Raw genomic sequence first — 16,643 nt, forward strand, 5'->3', positions numbered from 1 at the left:
AGGCCCCGCAGTCGGCCCTCCTCATCCACGACGGGGAGCTTCTCGATGCGGTGGCGGTGCAGGATCTCTTTCGCCTCTTCCAACGTGGTGCCGAGCGGCACGGTGATGAGGCCCTGGCGAGTCATCAGGCCGCCGATTTCCTGATCGAGATCCACCTGGAAGCGAATGTCCCGATTCGTCAGGATGCCGACGAGCTTGCCATTTTCCGTAATCGGCACGCCGCTGATGTGATAGCGTTCCATGATCTCGACGGCGTCGGCCAACGGTCGGCTGGGCTCGAGGGTGATCGGGTCCACGATCATGCCGGATTGGCTTCGCTTGACCGTATCGACCTCGCGCGCCTGCTCCTCGATGGAGAAGTTGCGATGGATGATGCCGATGCCCCCCTCGCGGGCCATCGCGATCGCCAGGCGCGCCTCCGTGACGGTGTCCATGGCAGCGGAAACGATGGGGATACGGAGCCCGATTTCGGGGGTGAGGTGGGTCGCGGTCGATACTTCGGTCGGCAGCACGGACGATCGGCCCGGCACCAGGGTCACGTCGTCAAATGTCAGCCCCTCGCGCGCAAACCTGTCGCTCACCGCCGCCATTTCGACCCCCATATGAAAAACGCACCCCGCCCTCGCGGGGTGCGCCCAGGCCCTGGTTGCCTCGTCCGTCGCATGACCGATTATATCAGGCAGCGGAAGCCAGCCGACTGGGAAATGACGAGCAGTCGGCCCCCGATCGGCGCGGGGACCCCAGGGAAATCAGGCGAAGCTGTCCCGCAGCGCCTTCACGACGGGCTCCCACTGAGCTAGGCGCGCATCTTCGCCCGCGTCGTCGTGGAAGCGAAACGACGAGGTCACCTGCGCGCCCGGCTCGGCGTCCTGCAGCACGTGGCGCGGGCGGAAGGTGAACACGGCAAGCCCCTTCAGCGCAGGAGCGTCGGTGGCGAAGGGCTCGACGTCACCTTTCACGTAGTATCCGGCGCCGTCCTGGGCGTGGCAGAGGGTCGCCTGGGGCGTGGCGCGCAGGTTTCGGGACGCGGTCGACTCGGCGTAGAGGGCGAGCCGCATCGTCGACGGGTCGCCGGCGACGATCTCGCCCGGTGTGACGATCATCGGGTGGGGATAGCCGTCAGCTCCCTGGGTAACCAAGACGCACGCCTCGCCCATCTTCGCACGCAGCTCGTTTCCAGAGAAGTACCTCACCAGCGCGTCCGGCAGGCGCGGCCCGAGATTCGTCGACATCCATGTGCTCCGAGGGAATTTTCCGCCATGGTATACTTTCGCCAGCCCCTGAGCAATCGGGCGGCTGTGTGGGAGGAAGGGCGACCGCTCCGACCACGTCGGAGAGGAAAGTCCAGACAGCACAGAGCAGAGTGCCTGGCGCAAGCCAGGACCGGGCAACCGGTGGTTAGAGCCACAGAGACGAGTGTCCCGACGATGTCGGGCGGTGAAACGGGCAATCCCCCTCGCTGCAACCCGAAGCATGGCTGATGACGCTGCTCGCCGAGGCCAGGGTGCGGGGCATCCGCTACACGCGGACGGAGCCGTTCGTGGCTCCGAGACAGATGGTCGCCACCAACAGAATCTGGCTTACTCTCCTCCCGCACGCCATTCCGAACGCCCGATGTGCAACGCGACCCGCGCCTTCGCAGCCGGTATCTCGCCTATCTCGTTGACCTGACCAACGGCCCGCTGGGCCGCACCGCAGCCAAATTGGCTCGCGGGGCGCAACCCGAAAGGGACGTGCGCCAATTGTTGACCAATTGCTACTTGGGTATCCTAGGAGATCGACGATCCACAGGTACCCGCACCCGCGGAGGAGTTTGTGATCGAGACGTTCCGAGACCTGGGTCGCGACATGTTCCTAACCGGGCTCGTCAGCTCGCACACGGGAACGATGAGCGTGCGAACCAACGGAATGATGACGATGTCCCGACGCGGCGCGATGCTGGGCCGGCTGGCCGCGGAGGACCTCATCGAGTTTGACGTCGATGGGGATGCCCCGGAAGACGCGCCCGACGACGCGATCGTCCACCAGGCCATCTATCGAGGCACCGATGCCCTCGCGGTCATCTATGCTCGACCGCCGGCCACCATGGCCCTCGCGCTCGTCGAAGACCGCCTGTCCCCGGCCAACGGGGAGGGAGCGGAGATGCTCGGCAGCGCGCCCGTGCTGATTTCGCAGCGCGCCATCACGTCGTCCGACGTCGCGCAGCTCGTCGCCCGGACCCTGCGGGAGAATCGCGTCGCCGCGCTCCGCGGGCAGGGAGTATTCGCGCGCGGCGCCGACCTGAAGGACGCGCTTCATATGGTGTCGCTCCTGGACGAGATGTGCCGCGTTGTCCAGATCTTCCGTACCCTCTCGCGGGAAGAGGCGCAGCCAGCGGCGCGCGAATGGCACGAACGCCAGAACTCGCTGAGTCCTTACCGAGACCGCTCGAAGAGCGACGGAGCGCCCGGACGCCGGCCGCCGACGCATACAGCCCCATCGCGCGGAACGAACGTCGGACCGCGACGGGGAGATGGCGCCGGCCCCCGCCAGCCGACGGACCCGCGCAATGGCGGCGGGCGACGCCCCCGAGGGCCGCACCGGTAGCCCGGCCTTCACGCTCGAGGGAGCGCCAGCCACGGCTCCGCGAGATCCCGGTACCGGGTCGCCCGGAGCGCCCGTCTGTTATCCAACGTCGGACGGCGCGGGGCTGGGTGGCCGAAACGCTTGCTCGCTGAAGTCCCGCACGACGCCGGTCCGACGGGAGCTGACCGCGAAGAACGCGACGACGAGGATGCCCGAAATTAGGACGGTGATCGACGGACCAAAGTGGTCAGTCGTCCACCCCGCCGGCACCATGGCGAGCGGCGACGAGCTCCACAGCATCTGGTAGATCGCCATCACCCGACCGCGAAACTGATTCGCCACCATGAGGTTCACGATGGTTTGGCCCATCGCCATGGTGATGGCCTGCGTCAGACCGGTCACCGCGAGGGCGATGAGCGCCGTGGGCATCGCGCGCGACGTGGCAAAGACGATGAGGGCGACGCCGGAGAACATCCCGACGCTCATCATGATCATGCCCTTCCGCGGGTGAGTGCTGAGCGCGGCAGTGATGAAGGCGCCAACCATCGAACCAATTCCAACCGCGGTAACCATCTTCGCCAACCCGGGCCCGCCGACGTCGAGCACCACATCCGCGAACACAGGCAGGAGCTGCGAGTACACGATCTCCAGGTAGATCGGGATGATGGCGATGGCCATGACGCCGCGGATGGGCGCGGACGTCTTGATGTACTGAACACCCTCGATGAGGTTCGCCCAGATCGAAGCACGGTCCGGCTCGTCCCGATCCAGCCTGCCACCGGCGGGGCCGATGCGGGTGACCCACCCCATCGCCACGACGAGCAGGCCGGCCTGGACCGCGTAGCACGGGCCGATGCCCCACTGCGCGAGGATCAGTCCGGCGAGCGACGGCCCCAGGATGCGCGAGATGTTGAAGGAGATCGAGTTGAGGGCGATCGCGTTGGCGATCCGCGCGCGGCCGGCGAGCTGCGGGGCGAGGGACTGCCGCGCCGGCATATTCGCCGAGTCCGCGATGCCGCCCACGCAGGCGATGAGCATGAGGTGCCAGGGCTGGATGCGATCCGTCGTGACGAGGAAGAACAGCGTGAGGGCATTGCCCATCAGCACGAACTGGCTTGTCGCGATGATCCGGCGCCGGTCCCAGCGATCGGCGAGGACGCCGCCCGGAAGCGTGAGGAGCAGATTCGGGATGGCGCGGGATGCGGCGACCAGTCCGAGAAACGTCGCGGAACCGGTGATCTGAAAGGCCAGCCAGCCCTGCGCCACCTGCTGGATCCAGATGCCAATCTGGCTCGAGAAGTTGCTGGCGAAGAGATATCGGAAGTCGCGAACGGCGAGGGCGGAGAAGGCCGACCCGATGGGGTCGACGACGCGGGCGCGGGACATGCGCCTCCAGCTCGATATCGAATGTGCGTGGTAGGCGGAAGCCTACCAGATGGGGGGAAGCCACGCCCCCGCCGGCGTCGCTTTTCGGGTCGCCCGCGACCGTGCTATGGTCTGGAGCGGTCGAACCGCGGGACCGGGCGCAGGTCTGGTCCCCCGGGCGAACCGCGCGAACGTCCGACCGAAGAGGAGGCCGAGATGCTCGACTTCGCCCTATGGGACGCGGTTGCGTCCGCGGAGAGCAGCGCCGACGTCGCCGACGTATACGAGGAGCACATTCGGCTGGCCCAGCGCATCGAAGAGCTGGGATGGCACTCGTATTTTGTCATCGAGCATCAGAGCGCCGGGACCATCACCGCCCCATCGGTCTATCTGACGGCGGTGGCGCGCGCCACGAGTCGGCTGCGGTTCGGCGCGATGATCTGGCAGCTTCCCTTCTACCACCCCATCCGGCTGGCGGAAGAGGTGGCCATGCTCGACCAGCTTTCCCACGGCCGCGTCGAGTTCGGGACGGGGACCGGCGTCCACGAGCACGAGTTTCTCCGCTGGGGCGTGAACTATTACGAGCGGGCGAGCATGGCGGAGGAAGTGCTGACCATCGTGAAGATGGCCTGGACGCAGGACGAGGTCACATACGACGGCAAGTACTTCCACCTCGACGAGGTGATTCCCCGGCCCAAGCCCTACCAGCGGCCGCATCCGCCCATCTGGGCGGCCGTGCACAGCGAGAGCTCCGTCGAGTACGCGGCGCGCCACAACTACAACATCGCCAAGAACCTCGACACCGACGAGGTGGTCGAGCGGAAGTTCAATCTCTACCGCAAGGTGTGGCACGAAAGCGGACACTCCGGGCCGATGCCGCGCATCTTTCTGATGCGCCAGGTCCACGTGGCCGAGACCGACGAGAAGGCCCACGAGCAAGCGCGCCAGTACCTTGCCACCGGCACGGTGCGGGTGGGCGGCGGCCCCATCGCCGGCACGCGGATCGGGTGGGGAAGCCATCCGCGCGGGATGGGCGCGGACAGCGAGAAGCCCGACGCGGTGGCGCGCGCCGCGACCATGGCCGAGGCTGCCCGGAGCTACGAGTTCAACATCGAGCATGGGCTGGCGCTCGTCGGGAGTCCGGAGACCGTGGTGAGACAGCTCGAGGCCGGGCAACGCCGGCTGGGCTACGATCTGTTCTGCGCCAACCACCAGATCGGCCGGATGCCGAAAGGTTTGGTTGACCGATCCATCGAGCTGTTCGGCCGGGAGGTCATCCCCGCGTTCAAGGGTGTCGCGGCGGAAGCGTAGTCGACGCGGAGCCTATGCGAAGAGACGTGCCACGATTCCGCGAGGGGCGGGCGGAGGTTCAGGTTCGGGGTGTTGACGGGGCCAGGACCCGCGCCGGCGGCCGGATATACTCAGGGCTCATGCGCGGAAAAATCAGCGGTATCGGCGCCCGTTACTGTCATCATTGTTGTCACGACCGGCAACCCCTCCCGGGTCATTCCCAAAGGTACCAGTCATTATCTCGCGATGAATCCAATGGACCATTCTCAGCCGGGATGGCGGAACGGCAGACGCAGCGCTCTTAAAAAGCGCGGCCGAAAGGCGTGTGGGTTCGAGTCCCACTCCCGGCACCGCTCCTGTTCCTGTACCGAAATTTGCTCGAGCCGTGCCGGATTTGCCCCCCCTCGACCGCCTTTGGCCTGCGCGAGTGGACCGTCGGACATCCAGCCCAAGAAACCGCTTCATCCGCACATGGAACGCCCCCGCAACCGGCGCACGCCGGGGGGCGCGGTAGACCAACTGATTGCGGAGGTGGCCCACGTGACCCGTGTTGCGAATGCCTCCTCCGACTCTCCAATACGCCCCAAGCGCAAGCAGACTGGCGGCAAGCGCGCCCACCATGTTGGCTCGTTCTACCAGCGGTCGGACGGCTTGTGGATCGGTTCCCTCCCCCTCGGCGCCCGACCGGCCGGGAAGCCCGATCGGCGCAAGATGGCGGCGAGGTCCCGCGCCGAGATGAAAGACAAGCTCGATGGCCTGTGGAAGCAGGCCCTGGAAGGCTCGCTCCCCGAGCCGTCGACCTGGCAACCGGCGGACTCATCAACATGGCGTTGAAGCAGGCGATGGGCGACGGGCTCCGGGACGCGTCCGAGCGGATGCAGCAGGCAATGGGGCGGGCGCGTCAAGGCTGACTGTCTGCGCGGTCCGCGAACGATGCCCGCTACGACTCGTATCGGGTCGAGGAACAGAGGTTCCGGGGCCGGGCTATCGCCCAAGGACTAAGGTGAGATACTCGGCACGGCTCATGGGGCAGCATTACCGCTTCCACACGGGTCAGGGCCCCAGTCTCACAATCCCAGAACGAAGGCAGCGCCTGGCCGTTCAACAGTTCCCGGATTTCCGTCTCGGCGGAACGTTGTGCAAGGTCGTGTGTCCCCAGCCGGTTGCCGTCCCGACTGGTTCCGCTTATCCTGGGCTGCTGGACCAAACGACGCGTGCCCCGACGTCCAGCGGAGGCGACCAATGAGGCAGACGCAGACCAGAGACGACCGGAACGCCGGTCGGGCGCGCAAGGACCCACCGAGAAGCATGCAGCCCCCGAGCGAACGCGATCTGACGAGCGCCGTCGCGGCGCTGGCGCCACTGGTGGCTGCGCATTGCGACGCCGACCAGCGCGACCGGCGCTTGGCGAAGCCCCTCGTCGCGGCCCTTCGCGCCTCCGGCCTCTTGCGACTCTGGATGCCCCGCGAGCTCGGGGGGCTCGAAGCGGACCCGGAAACCGTGATCACGCTCCTCGAGTCCATTGCCGCGCTGGATGGCTCCGTCGGGTGGAACTTCCTCGTCGGCATCACCCATGGCTCCTTCGGCGCGTACTTGACGGAGGAGGCAGCCCGCACCATCTGGGGACGAGACCCGGACGTGATCATCGCCAGCAGCTTCGGCCCGACCGGCCGCGCCGTCGTCGTGGATGGTGGCTACCGGGTGACCGGCCGCTGGAGCTTTGCCAGCGGCATCCACCAGGCGGACTGGCTCTGCGGCGGCTGCGTGATCGCCGACGGCGATCAGCCGCGATCGGGCTCGGACGAGAACCCGGAGCGACTCCTCCTGTTCTTCCGCGCCGAGGACGCGGAGATCCTGGACACCTGGCATACCGGCGGGCTCCGCGGAACGGGCAGTCAGGACTTCACGGTTCGGGACCTCTTCGTTCCCCACGGCTACGGGTTCGATTTGCTCCGCACGACCGGCCGCGTTGACGGTCCACTGTATCGCCGACCGTTTCTCGCGGAGGGCAACCTGCACGGCGTGGCCTTCGCGGCGGTCGCGTTGGGGATCGCCCGGCACGCGATCGAGGCCTTCGTCGATCTGGCCGGCGGCAAGGTGCCCGCGGGCCGCTCACGAACGCTCCTGCGGGACCGACCGCTCGCGCAGCTCCAGGTCGCCCAGGCCGAAGCGCTGGTCCTGGCCGCGCGCGCCTTTCTCCTGGATGCGACCCGAAAGGCCTGGGCGTCCATACTGGAGCACGGCGCGGCGAGCGATCTCGAGCTCGCGCGCGTAAGGCTCGCGCTCGTCCACGCCGGCGAGAGCAGCCTAAGGGCCACGGAGATGATGCACCGGGCGGGCGGAAGCAGCGCCGTGTACGCCAAATCCGCGCTCGACCGCTGCCTGCGCGACGCGCACGCGGCATCACAGCACATCCAGATGAACCCGGAACACTACTTCACCGTGGGCGCGATCTTGCTGGGCCAGTCCGGCGCGCGCCGCGAGACGCCTCCGCCCTCCTCCCCCTAACGGCAGCTTCCGAAACATCGTCGATCCGACGATGGGGCAGCCCCAAGCAACGTACGCGCGTGCGTCCGCTTCATGGGGCGCCAGAGTTCGCGCGAACCGGGGCGCTCGCTGGTCCGCCGCCCATGAGGGTCCGGTCGAGCGCTGGGACCGGCCGGCGTTCCCGGATAGACTCGGCCGAATCTCCGCGTGGCGCCAGCCGCCATCGCGTCAACATGGAGCGCCGATGTATGCAGTGATCAGGGGGGTCGTGGCTTCCGTCGCCCTGGCGGGGCTGGCCCTGGGGGCTTGCTCGTCGCCAACCTCTTCGCCCCAGGCGAGGTCCAGCGCGACCGCCGCTCCGGCCGGCGCGTCGGCGACGCAGCGCCAGCTCGTCATCGGCTTCTCGACGGAGCCCGCCCAGTTCGACCGCGCGTTCGGCGGAGGGTCCGGCGCGCGTCGATCCGCTTATGCCTTCGATCGCCAGGCCATCGTGGATGGCCTCTACGCGGGTAAGTCAGAGCCGCTGTACTTCTGGCTTCCCCTCGAGGACCAGGCCTGGGCGGCGGTCGACCGGGCGGTTACGAAGTACGCGTACGATCCGGCGCGATCAGAGGCGCTCCTTCGCGATGCGGGATGGACCAACAGCGCGGACGGGCTCGTCCACAACGGCGCCGGCCACGATCTTCACCTTCAGATCCTCAACGAAAGCCAGGACATCGAAACGGTTTTTACTTCGAGTATTCCCACTGCTCGGCGTTCCAGCCCTCGGTGTTGTCCGTCCCTCGACCCGTCACGTTCTTAAACCGATTCCCGACGGCCACGTGGTTTGTCGTATAGGCCAACGGCAGGAGAACGAGCTGGTCTGTGTACAGGTGGATGATCTTTCGTAGCACGTCCATCCGGGCCGGCCGCGGGATGGTCACAAAGTACTCGTCCACCAGGGCGTCGTAGTCCGGGTTGCTGTAGCGGGTTCGATTCTGGCCAAACCAGTTCCGATCGGCGGTCGGGATCTCTCTGCTGTGGTAGAGCGCGAACGACTCCGCCGGGAGATTGAACCCGAGGATCTCGAAGGCCGGTCGCGTGTTGCGGTATTCGCGATCCGCAACCCGCTGCTGCCCGTAGACGACCTCGTTGATGTCGAAACCGGCCTTCTTCCACATGTCGGTCACGATCTCTGCCGCCTTGACCTGGGTGTCGAGCTGATTGTTCGTGCGCGCCTCGATCGTCAGACGGCTCCCGGAGGTGTCGAGGAACATGCCGCCCGACCCGCGGGTGTAACCCAGCTCCGTCATGAGCTGCGTGACTCGGTCCGGGTCGTAGGGGTAGTGGACGATCGCCGACTGCACGTCTTTGAAATCCTTGTCGACGGGCGAGATTGGCGCCTCGTCGATCTGGGTCTTGCCATAGAGCAGATCGTCCACGATGACTTGACGGTTGATGGCGTGCAGCAGCGCCCGGCGCAGGCGTACGTCGAGAAGGAGCCGCGGCGTGGGATCGATGAACTGCGGCATGGCCACGAGCCAGCCGCCAGGATTGAAGATTACGGAGCCGTCGGACCACGAGTCTTGGATCTGGAGCGCCTGGTCGATGGAGATGCGGGCGCCGAAGGTGATCTCCGCAGCGCCCGAGAGGAGCGTGGTGATCATCGTGTTGGCGTCCGGCGCGAACTTCACTTCGACGACGTCGATCTTCGGGCGGCCCAGCACGTACGCATCGTTGGCGTCGAAGATCGCGTGGCTCCCCCGAACCAGCTCCCGCAGCTTGTATGGGCCGGTTCCCACGAACTCGTCGCTCCAATACGGCAGGTCGCGAAACGATGTCTTGTCCTTCGTATAGGGCCCTTCGAGAATGTGCTTGGGAAGCGGCAGACCCCGGGTGCGGGTGAAGAGCGTGTCCGCCCCGACAAACGGTCCAGTCCAGGTGGTGACGAACGTGCTCGCGTCTCGAACGGCGGTCGATTCGATCAGGGGATAGATCGCGTTGCCGAAGCCCGCCAGATCCGAGTCCTGACCCAGCGCAACCGTGAACTGGAGATCATCAGCGGTGAAGGGAGAACCATCGTGCCAGACGGCTCCCGGCCGAATCTTCCACGTGGTCTCCATGCGGCCGTCGGGAAGCAGCTTCCACAGCTCATTGTCCAGGCTGGGCACCTCCGTCGCCAGTTGCGGCCGCAGCTCCCCGTTCTGGTTGAAGTTGGCCATGCCGGCGTTCACCATCTCTTCCAGCGTGTCAAGGCCGGGGACCGAGCCGAGATTGGGGTTGAAACGCCCCTCGAAGTGCGGCGGGTCACCCATGATCACAGCGATGACACGAATTGGCGCGGACGCCGCTGAGGGAGCGGAGGGGTTTTTCTCGGCAGCGCCCGGCCGCGTCAGCGCGGACTGCTGGCACGCGGTCAACATCACCACGACGACGAGCCCTACCGCCGACTGCAAGCGAATACGAGCGCGCATGGGTCTCTTCCTCCGCACTGATGTCCGGTTCGCCCAGGGGCTGAGGCGAACCAAGGCAGACGCGCCAGGGCGGGACGCTCCTACTGCTCCTCCCACCCGCGAATGAATCCCGCAATGTTCAGCGGCAGCCAGGCGCTGAAGTTCTGCCACTCCCCGTATTTGGGCTCCAGCTCCCCGCGCACCGCGGCTACCATCCCGTCGGAGTTGTCGGCGAGCCCGTTCGCCCGCGCTCGCTGGATGGCGCTCGTCAGGTCAGCCACGTATTCGCGCACCTCTCGAACGGTATCTTTCGTTCCGCCGACGGGCGGATGGCCAGGGACCAGAATATCGAAATCCAGGTTCTCGTCCACCCAGCGCAGAGATTCGGCCAGGTCACCCACGTAGTAATCGGGGAGGTCTCGAAACAGAAGGGAATGGACCGGGATGAAGTCCACCGCGAAGAGGACGCGTCGATCAGGAACCAGCAGGACCAGGCTGTTGTCCGTGTGATTTCGCCCCGTGTAATACAGCTCGACGCTGGTTCCCCCGAGCGTCAGCGTTTCGTGGTCATCCACGACGAGGGTCGGCACGGGCGTCCGGGAATCGTTGCGCGCGGCGATCTTCGGCACGCCGAGGCGATGCCCGACAAAGGTCGCCGTGTCGGCAAACACATCGCCGCCGGTCGTATGGTCCGCCGAGTCATGGCTGTACACGACGTAACGAACTGGCTGGTCGGTGACCGAAGCGATGGCCCGCTTATACGCCAGCGGCCGCTCGGGCCCAGCGAGCCCGCTCGGGTCGGTGGCAATGACGCCGTCGGGAGTGACAACGAACAGCGAGATGTAGCCCTGGCTCAGGAAGTAGTAGACGCCGTCGGCCACCTGGACCGGCTCATCCGCCGGCGCCTCCTGCGCGACAACGGGTCGAGGCGTGACCCCGCAGAAGACGATTGTCGCAAGGACGTAGGCGCAGCTCAGCGCGATTCGCACGCATCCCTCCACCGATGGAAGATCGGTGAACCATCGTATCACGCCTGCGGCCACGCACGAAAATGCGATCGCGCCCCCCCGATATACTGGAACCGCGAGCCCCAATCTCTGCCGTGAGAAACTTCCCATGTCTTCGGTCCCTCCCTACCAGGTCGAGCGGCGGGCGGTCTACGTCGAGCGGCCCAACCTTCGCCTCCAGGAGCTGCAGATTAGACCGGACCAGTCAATCCCGTGGCACCTTCACCGGCGTGCGCAGGACATCGTGTACGTGGTCGAGGGCGAGGTCCGTATTTTCCTGCGCGACCCCGACGAGGAGGTGCGCCTCGGGCCCGGGCAGACGTACACGGTCCGAGCCGGTCGCCCGCACCACGTCACCAACGCAGGGACGGAGTCAGCCACATTCCTCAACATCCAAGGGCCCGACACATACGACTTCGTTCCGATTCCATGACCTCCATGCACGTAGTGCAGGACTTCCGCCGTGCGCGTGAAACGCGCGGAGCGCGTTAATCTTCGCAAGGACTTGCGGGCCAGCGCCAAGCATAATGACGCCGGCCGCGAACCGCGGCCAACGACATGAGTGGCCAGCGATTCCCTGATACGCTGGCTGAGTGGGAGTCAAGATGACCACAGCGACTGGGCACGACCGCGAATCCATACGCGAGAAGCTCGCGCACGTCCTTCCCGTCGTCGAGGAGCATCGCGGCGCGGGTGAAGCGGACCGACGCTTGCCCGATCCCATCGTTCGCGCGTTGCGCGAAGCGGAGCTATTCACCCTGTGGGCGCCGCGAGAGTTCGGCGGCCACGAGGTCGAACTTCCGGCATTCATGGCGGCGGTCGAAGAGATTGCCCGCGTGGATGGGGCAACCGGCTGGACCTTTGCCAATCTGGCGACGGGAGCGGTCCTCGCCGCGCACGCGCCCTCGGATGGCGCCAAGGAGCTCTACGCCGGCGGCCCGAACGTGACGTTCCCCGGCTCCGTCATTCCTCGGGGCCGAGCCATCCCGGTGGAAGGCGGTTACCGATTGACGGGCCGGTGGCCGCTCGGGAGCGGCTGCCACCACGCCGACTGGATTAGCAGCACGGCCCTGATCTTCGACGGAGACGCGCCGCGTATGGGGCCGGATGGAGCTCCCGACCTCCACGCCATGTTCGTGCGCCCGTCGGAGGTCGAGGTCCTAGACACGTGGCACTCCCTCGGTCTCCGCGGCACCGGCAGCACGGATTTCGCGGTCGAGGACGCGTTCGTACCGGCGCGGCGGACGTTTCCGCTCTTTACCCAGCAACCCCAGGTCGCCGGTCCCCTCTACCGGCTGGGGATCCTGCCGCTCTACAGCATGTCCTTGACGTCGGTCCTGCTCGGCATCGCGCGGGCCGCCATCGACGCGTTCGTGGAGATCGCCAAAGGGAAGACGCCGACCCTGAGCCAGACGGGGCTGGCCACGCGGTCGACGATCCATGCGGAAGTCGCGCGGGCCGAGGCGATGCTGCAATCGACCTCGGCGTACCTCTACGCGGTGGCGCGTGACCTGATGGATTCTGTCACGAACAGCGGCGCCGTGCCCGACGATCTCGAAGCGCGGCGGCGACTGGCGTGCGCCCACGCCGGCACGACGTGTCCGCGAGTCGTGGAAATGATGTTTGCGCTGGCCGGGACGACACCCATCTATCAGGGCAGCCCTCTGGAGCAGATCATGCGCGATATTCACACGGCGAGCCAACACCTCGTCGTGTCGCCCGTGTGGTGGGAGAAGACCGGCCAGTACTACTTCGGGCTCGGCCTCGGCATGCCGTAGGCGCGGCATGTTCGGCGGGCGCGCTCGCGGGTCAGTGACTCCGCTGCGCAGCGCGTATCCGGGCGCTACGTTCGACTGATTCCTGGCTCCGCTTTCGCCTGCGCCTGCAGCGCATCGTAGACGCGCTCCGCCGTCACGGGATACGTCTTGATGCGAACCCCGACGGCGTCGCGGACGGCGTTCACGATCGCCGGATGAACGCCCGCGTTAATAGTCTCGCCGACGGCCTTCGCGCCGAATGGCCCCGGCCCGATCGTCGTGGGGACCAGGATCGTCCGCAGCGGTACCGCATCCATCTGGGTCGGCAGCTTGTAGTCGGCGAGGCTCAGCGTGTTAACCCGCCCCTCGTCGTCGATGGTCAGCTAGCGAATCGTGCGCACGTGCGGGAGCGCGACGAATACGGCCGTTGCCCCGAGTACGCAGGCCACGCCGAACCACGCCACCGTGCTCTGGGCTCCCCACTGCGTCGCGAAGGCTCCGGCGGCGAGTCCGCCGAGCGCAATCAGGATCTGTTGTTGCTGGTAGAGGCCCATCACCCGACCGCGCATCTCCGGGGCCGACACCGCCTGGAGCACGGTCTGGTTCAGTGTGTTCGCCGCCACGTTACAGCTTCCCACGACGAGCATCAAGAGCATGGAGAGCGGCAGCCAGTGCGACGCCGAAAAGCCGACATTCGCGAGCCCGTACACGGCGACCCCGCTCACCATCACGACGCCCTTGGGAAGGTCGTCGCCGATGGACGCCACCAGCAACGCGCTGACCACGGCGCCGATCCCCATCGCAGTGAGCAGAAGCCCCTGACCGGTTGGCCCCGCGCGCAGCACGTCCTTGGCAAACACGGGGAGAAGGCTGTTGACCGAGAATCCAAAGAGGGAGATGACGACCGCGACCGTGAGGCCGCTGCGGATGGTCGTGTGACCGGCGGCGTAGCGCCACCCGTCGACAGTGCTCTGAAAGAAAGATTCCGGCGGTCGCTCCGTCCATCGCGCCCGGCTCGCCGGCGAACGATTGGGTAACCGGAGCTGGACCGTCCACACGGTGGACAGGAGAAACACGCCTGCCTGGCCGAGATAGGACCCGCCGGGGCCCACGAGGGCGATGATGGCGCCTGCGACGGCGGGGCCGAGGCTTCGGCTGATGTTGAACGCGAGGGAGTTGAGCCCGATGGCGTGAGTGAGATGCGCGCGATCCACGGACTCCGGCACCATTGCCTGACGGGCCGGGTTCTGGAACACCTGCACCGTGGCCGCGATCAGCCCCGTCGTATAGACGTGCCAGGGCTCGACGCCGCCCCGGAGGATCAGCAAACCGAGCACGGCGTTCGCCACGGCGTTTGCGCTCTGCGCAGCGATGAGCTGCGTCTTGCGGCCGTAGCGATCGGCGAGCGTGCCCGCGATGGGGGAGAGGAAGATGAGGGGGAAGATCCGGAGGACGCCCACCAGACCGAGCTGAAAGGGAGACCCCGTGAGATCGTACAGGAGCCAGCCGCGGGCGACCTGATCCATCCACTGACCCATGGCCGTGGTGAATTGTCCCAGCCACAGGAGGCGGAACTCGCGGCTCTGGAGCGCCTGAAAGGCGCGGATCTGCGCGAGAGATCCGAGCGGGCCGCGCCTCGCGACCGGAGTCGCCTCGTTCAATTCGTTTTCAACACGCATCTCGGACACAGGACGCCCCCTCCCCCTATCCGGAGGAGGGGGCGCCGGGCGTTGTATGCCAGATCAGGCCTCGCGCTCCATCTCCTCCACCAGAGTGGGCAGCCACGCGGCAACCAGGGCTGGTGTACCCTTGCGCGTCTGCTCCAGCGCCCGCTGGAGCGCTGGGCCGACCTCCTCGGGCTCACGCACCGTCTCTCCGTAGCAGTTCGCCGCCTCGGCCATCTTGGCGAAATCAGGCGGCGGATCGAACACCCCGCCCTCGAAGTTCTTCGTGCGAACGATCGTCCCATCCGGGAAGGTCGTCTTCACCCCTCGGGTGCCGGTGGAGTACGACCGATTCACGAAGACGAGGGAGAGGAACGGGGCCTTGTAGTGCTCCGCGGACCACATCGCCTCGATCGGGCTGCCGTACATGAAGAAGCCATCGCCCGATGCGAGCACGACATCGCGGTCAGGTCGCCCGAGCTTGGCGCCGAACGCCGCGCCGGCGCCCCAGCCGCCTGACGAGCCGCCGCTCTTGAAATAGGTGCCTGGCTGGCTCCGCTTATTAAACGCTTGAACGTGGACGCCGTTGCTGAGGGAGTCGTCGAGGAGAACGGCGTCGGGCTCGAGGATCTTTCCGAGTTGGTAGGCGACCCAGCGCGGGTGGAGCGGCTTGCGCTGGCCGGCGCGGAGCGCGCTCTCCTCGCACTCCGCCTCGATGGCCGCCTTGCGCTGCTCGAGCCGCGCGCGGCGGTCTGCGATACGGCCCATGTCGCTCTTCGTCAACATACTCGTGGCCGCGTCGTAGATCGCCTGAGCCGCAGCCCCGGCGTCGACGGGAAGCCACATGTCCGCGCGGTACTCGATGGTCTTGTGCTGCGAGTAGACGGGATCGATGCTGACCCGCGCGATCTTCGCCGTCGGCGGCGGCAGGTCTGGCGGCGCGTACGCGGTCAGGGACTCGATAATGAGGAGGACGTCCGCCTCGGTGGGCAGCGGTCCCGTGCCAAACAACGGATGAGTGCGCGGGAAGTTCAGCCGATCGGCGGCGCGCTCCATCACCGGGAGGGCCAGTAACTCGGCAAGCCGCACCAGCGCTTCGACAGAGCGCGGATTACGTCCGGAACGTCCGACGTAGATGCCCGGATTGTCGGCGTGGATCAGCCATTGGGCGACCGTTCGCGCGTCTGCCGGGTCCGGCCACGTGGCGCGCGCGACCCCGAGATCGTCGCGTGTGGGGAAGCGCGCCATCCCCGGCAGGGGGATGAGGGCCACCTCGCGCGGGACGGCCATGTAGACCGGACCCTTGGGTTCGCTCATAGCGACCTGGAGCAGGCGGCTCACGATCAAGCCGGGGTTGTCCTGGTATTCCAGGCGATGGTCGACCTTCGTGTACTGCCGGACGATCTCCCCCTGGTCGCGTGGCTCCTGCACCCAGTGGATGTCGCTATTGCGCCCCCCGGGCATCGACTCGGGGTAGGCGCGCGGGGCGGCGCCCGACATGATGAGCACGGGGTAGGAGCCCCGGATGGCGGTATGAATCGCGCCGCCGAAGTTCTGCAGGCCGACGTCCACGTGCACGGCCGTGGCCGACGGCTGACCGGTCACCATGCTGACGCCCAGGGCCGCGTTCAGGGCGGCGGCCTCGTGGGGTACGGTCAGCAGGCGAGGGGTGGGCCAGCCTCGCTCCTCCGCCTTCGCGATGCTCTCCTGGTAGAAGCCGATCTCGGTCCCGGAGTTAAAGAAGAGATGGTCGATGCCGCCGAGCTTCATCGAGCCGATGAGCGCGTCGGCGTAGTTGTCGGCGCCGTACTCGCCCCATCGCTCGTCAGTCCCCTTTATGGTCTCTGCGCGTGCCATATCGTTTTCCCCTTACGGATTTGGGAACGCGTTCATTGCACAGGGTCACTGGTAACACGTGGGGGAGAGAAAGTCAATCTGTGCGGGGACCGACAGATCCTATACACCCCGGGCGGGAGCGCTATGCACGGTACGTCGCGGCGCTGTATGAATCGGCGCAGTTCGCATCGGGGGCGGGGATGGAGCGCTATCGGGAATGGTGGCCCTTTGATCCGCCGA

The 16,643-nt window shown here is 66.7% G+C and carries 15 protein-coding genes, 1 tRNA gene and 1 other RNA gene; 9 read left to right on the top strand and 8 right to left on the bottom strand.

Annotated elements, in window-relative coordinates; genetic code table 11:
- Positions 1 to 590 (bottom strand): IMP dehydrogenase (locus tag VFC51_14250; protein ID HZT08186.1); only part of this gene is annotated, 590 nt, incomplete at its 3' end.
- 159 nt (positions 591 to 749) lie between these two features.
- On the bottom strand, positions 750 to 1,232 hold the full coding sequence (locus VFC51_14255) for a hypothetical protein (GenBank protein HZT08187.1): 483 nt from the start codon (positions 1,230 to 1,232) through the stop codon (positions 750 to 752).
- A 68-nt stretch (positions 1,233 to 1,300) separates the two neighbouring features.
- On the opposite strand from VFC51_14255, the gene rnpB reads away from it, so the two are divergent.
- An RNA gene (rnpB, locus tag VFC51_14260) (RNase P RNA component class A) lies at positions 1,301 to 1,599 on the top strand.
- Positions 1,600 to 1,815: 216 nt separating this feature from the next.
- A complete protein-coding gene (locus tag VFC51_14265) occupies positions 1,816 to 2,586 on the top strand; it encodes a class II aldolase/adducin family protein (GenBank protein HZT08188.1) in 771 nt (256 codons plus the stop codon).
- A 78-nt stretch (positions 2,587 to 2,664) separates the two neighbouring features.
- On the opposite strand, the gene VFC51_14270 is transcribed toward VFC51_14265, so the two are convergent.
- The gene (locus VFC51_14270) at positions 2,665 to 3,951 is read right to left on the bottom strand and encodes an MFS transporter (GenBank protein HZT08189.1); all 1,287 of its coding nucleotides are present in this window, start codon (positions 3,949 to 3,951) and stop codon (positions 2,665 to 2,667) included.
- A gap of 195 nt (positions 3,952 to 4,146) precedes the next feature.
- On the opposite strand from VFC51_14270, the gene VFC51_14275 reads away from it, so the two are divergent.
- From VFC51_14275 to VFC51_14295, 5 genes are all read left to right on the top strand, one after another.
- Positions 4,147 to 5,241 carry an LLM class flavin-dependent oxidoreductase gene (locus tag VFC51_14275; GenBank protein ID HZT08190.1) on the top strand — a complete coding sequence of 365 codons (1,095 nt, stop codon included), beginning with the start codon at positions 4,147 to 4,149 and terminating at the stop codon, positions 5,239 to 5,241.
- A 248-nt stretch (positions 5,242 to 5,489) separates the two neighbouring features.
- Positions 5,490 to 5,570, top strand: a tRNA-Leu gene (locus VFC51_14280).
- A 190-nt stretch (positions 5,571 to 5,760) separates the two neighbouring features.
- Positions 5,761 to 6,054: a hypothetical protein gene (locus VFC51_14285; protein HZT08191.1), complete on the top strand. Its 294-nt coding sequence runs from the start codon at positions 5,761 to 5,763 to the stop codon at positions 6,052 to 6,054.
- A gap of 408 nt (positions 6,055 to 6,462) precedes the next feature.
- A complete protein-coding gene (locus VFC51_14290; protein HZT08192.1) occupies positions 6,463 to 7,728 on the top strand; it encodes a hydroxylase in 1,266 nt (421 codons plus the stop codon).
- Between the two features lie 223 nt (positions 7,729 to 7,951).
- Positions 7,952 to 8,509: an ABC transporter substrate-binding protein gene (locus VFC51_14295; GenBank protein HZT08193.1), complete on the top strand. Its 558-nt coding sequence runs from the start codon at positions 7,952 to 7,954 to the stop codon at positions 8,507 to 8,509.
- Here the strand turns inward: VFC51_14295 and VFC51_14300 are convergent.
- Complete coding sequence (locus VFC51_14300) at positions 8,436 to 10,160, bottom strand: ABC transporter substrate-binding protein (GenBank protein ID HZT08194.1); 1,725 nt, start codon at positions 10,158 to 10,160, stop codon at positions 8,436 to 8,438. The two genes, VFC51_14295 and VFC51_14300, sit on opposite strands and share 74 nt — an antisense overlap.
- Before the next feature lie 80 nt (positions 10,161 to 10,240).
- Complete coding sequence (locus VFC51_14305) at positions 10,241 to 11,128, bottom strand: MBL fold metallo-hydrolase (GenBank protein HZT08195.1); 888 nt, start codon at positions 11,126 to 11,128, stop codon at positions 10,241 to 10,243.
- 127 nt (positions 11,129 to 11,255) lie between these two features.
- On the opposite strand from VFC51_14305, the gene VFC51_14310 reads away from it, so the two are divergent.
- Positions 11,256 to 11,579 (top strand): cupin domain-containing protein, encoded by a 324-nt coding sequence (locus VFC51_14310; protein HZT08196.1) that lies wholly within the window; start codon positions 11,256 to 11,258, stop codon positions 11,577 to 11,579.
- A 172-nt stretch (positions 11,580 to 11,751) separates the two neighbouring features.
- Positions 11,752 to 12,924 carry an acyl-CoA dehydrogenase family protein gene (locus tag VFC51_14315; protein ID HZT08197.1) on the top strand — a complete coding sequence of 391 codons (1,173 nt, stop codon included), beginning with the start codon at positions 11,752 to 11,754 and terminating at the stop codon, positions 12,922 to 12,924.
- Between the two features lie 65 nt (positions 12,925 to 12,989).
- Here the strand turns inward: VFC51_14315 and VFC51_14320 are convergent, their stop codons facing one another.
- From VFC51_14320 to VFC51_14330, 3 genes are all read right to left on the bottom strand, one after another.
- Positions 12,990 to 13,220, bottom strand: a complete 231-nt coding sequence (locus VFC51_14320) for a hypothetical protein (protein ID HZT08198.1) — start codon at positions 13,218 to 13,220, stop codon at positions 12,990 to 12,992.
- Between the two features lie 66 nt (positions 13,221 to 13,286).
- Entirely contained in the window at positions 13,287 to 14,582 is a 1,296-nt protein-coding gene (locus VFC51_14325) for an MFS transporter (GenBank protein ID HZT08199.1), read from the bottom strand.
- A gap of 63 nt (positions 14,583 to 14,645) precedes the next feature.
- A complete protein-coding gene (locus VFC51_14330) occupies positions 14,646 to 16,424 on the bottom strand; it encodes a thiamine pyrophosphate-requiring protein (GenBank protein HZT08200.1) in 1,779 nt (592 codons plus the stop codon).
- Positions 16,425 to 16,643: the final 219 nt, after the last annotated feature.

Source organism: Chloroflexota bacterium (genome assembly GCA_035652535.1).
In the GTDB taxonomy this organism is placed as follows: Bacteria; Chloroflexota; UBA6077; order UBA6077; family SHYK01; genus DASRDP01.

Coding starts and splice junctions, on each gene's coding strand:
- VFC51_14255 (HZT08187.1), bottom strand. CDS start 1,232: ATGTCGACGAATCTCGGGCCGCGCCTGCCGGACGCGCTGGTGAGGTAC.
- VFC51_14270 (HZT08189.1), bottom strand. CDS start 3,951: ATGTCCCGCGCCCGCGTCGTCGACCCCATCGGGTCGGCCTTCTCCGCC.
- VFC51_14275 (HZT08190.1), top strand. CDS start 4,147: ATGCTCGACTTCGCCCTATGGGACGCGGTTGCGTCCGCGGAGAGCAGC.
- VFC51_14290 (HZT08192.1), top strand. CDS start 6,463: ATGAGGCAGACGCAGACCAGAGACGACCGGAACGCCGGTCGGGCGCGC.
- VFC51_14295 (HZT08193.1), top strand. CDS start 7,952: ATGTATGCAGTGATCAGGGGGGTCGTGGCTTCCGTCGCCCTGGCGGGG.
- VFC51_14300 (HZT08194.1), bottom strand. CDS start 10,160: ATGCGCGCTCGTATTCGCTTGCAGTCGGCGGTAGGGCTCGTCGTCGTG.
- VFC51_14310 (HZT08196.1), top strand. CDS start 11,256: ATGTCTTCGGTCCCTCCCTACCAGGTCGAGCGGCGGGCGGTCTACGTC.
- VFC51_14315 (HZT08197.1), top strand. CDS start 11,752: ATGACCACAGCGACTGGGCACGACCGCGAATCCATACGCGAGAAGCTC.
- VFC51_14320 (HZT08198.1), bottom strand. CDS start 13,220: ATGGATGCGGTACCGCTGCGGACGATCCTGGTCCCCACGACGATCGGG.
- VFC51_14325 (HZT08199.1), bottom strand. CDS start 14,582: ATGCGTGTTGAAAACGAATTGAACGAGGCGACTCCGGTCGCGAGGCGC.
- VFC51_14330 (HZT08200.1), bottom strand. CDS start 16,424: ATGGCACGCGCAGAGACCATAAAGGGGACTGACGAGCGATGGGGCGAG.